The 1,458-nt window shown below is 62.8% G+C and carries 1 protein-coding gene; it reads right to left on the bottom strand.

Going from position 1 to position 1,458, the window contains the following annotated elements; all coding sequences use genetic code 11:
- Positions 1–11 precede the first annotated feature (11 nt).
- Positions 12–1,406, bottom strand: coding sequence for an IS30 family transposase (locus tag B9S58_RS34635; protein WP_103535834.1), 1,395 nt, complete (start codon positions 1,404–1,406; stop codon positions 12–14).
- Positions 1,407–1,458: the final 52 nt, after the last annotated feature.

Below are 1,458 nucleotides of genomic sequence, written 5' to 3'. Positions count from 1 at the left end.
ACTGACCGGATTCAAGCGGTCGTTGCAACACCGGCTTGTTGAATCAACTGTAGCTGCTCGTTGAGTGCTTCGGCGGGTGTCTTCCAACCGAGCGTCTTGCGGGGTCTGCTGTTGAGAGCGTGAGCGACAGCCTCGACTTCCTCAGCAGACCATCTGGTGAGATCGGTGCCTTTCGGGAAGTACTGGCGCAAGAGCCCATTGGTGTTCTCGTTGGTGCCGCGCTGCCATGGACTATGCGGATCGGCGAAGAACACGGGAATGCCAGTCTCGACCTTGAATTGAGTGTGCGCCGACATCTCCTTGCCTCGATCCCACGTCAGCGACCGTGCCAGTTGCTTAGGCAGCGTCGACATCGTGCTGGCGAGTGCGTTCTTCATCGTGATCGCCCCATAACCTGCCAGTGCAGGGCCATTCTTGACCGTGTGTTTGTGCCGGTAGCCTTCCTCGCGCGGCAGGTGAACGAGCATCGTGAATCGAGTTGACCGCTCGACGACCGTACCGATCGCGGAACGCTCCAGCCCGATAATCAGGTCCCCTTCCCAGTGACCGGGAACAGCACGGTCCTCGACCTCGGCAGGGCGTTCGCTGATCAACGCTTCGGGTGTCACGTGCGCCCAGGTCTTGCGGCTCGAACGAGCACGCGGGGCGCGCAGCGCGCGGCCCGTACGAAGGCACAGGATCAGCTCTCGCTTGAGCGCCCCGCGGCCCTGGATGTAGAGCGCCTGGTAGATCGCCTCGTGGCTGATGCGCATGGACTCATCATCGGGGAAATCAAGCTTGATCCGGTTCGCGATCTGCTCCGGGCTCCATGCCTGCACCCACGCGCGGTCCTTGCGGTGCGGCTTGTTCCGGCCCGTCCACCCGCCTGTCGCAGGTCCAGCGATCGCCTTGCCGCCGGGCGTGCTGATCTGTCCGGACAGTCGTTCCTGGACGTAGGCGTGCAACCGTGGATTGGCCACCAGCTTCGATGTCTTCGGGCGGCGTGCGGCCAAGTCCGATTTCCATTGCGCGACCGATGCCCGATATTCACGCTTGCCACTCCTGGTAGCCGCGTTGCGCCGCAACTCGCGGGAAATCGTCCCCGGATCACGTGCGACTTCCCGCGCAATTTCACGAACGCCTTTTTCTTGGGCGTTGAGGAGTGCGATCTCCTCCCGCTCAGAAAACGACAGGTACCTGCCCGAATGCGGCAGCGGATCGAACGGTCGCATGCCCCCACATTGCCGGTACCAGCGCGTGGCCACCGCCGGCGCCACGCCGATAACCCCAGCCGCTTCCTCCGCGAGAAGCCCCTTGGAAATTTCGTCCCAGAACTCCGCCTCGATATGACGCTGAAATTTCGGATGCCCCGGTGACCTCAACTTCGGGCGTACCGCCCGATCGGCCGCCTGCTGACGACGAACCATCCCACACCTCGCTGATCACGAGGTGTTGCGACGACCGGTTGAATCCGCCCTG

Origin of the sequence: Streptomyces sp. SM11, assembly GCF_002910905.1 — a bacterium.
Taxonomy (GTDB): Bacteria; Actinomycetota; Actinomycetes; order Streptomycetales; family Streptomycetaceae; genus Streptomyces.
Note: the sequence above shows the minus strand (reverse complement) of the source record. Positions and strands in the feature narration are given on the sequence as shown.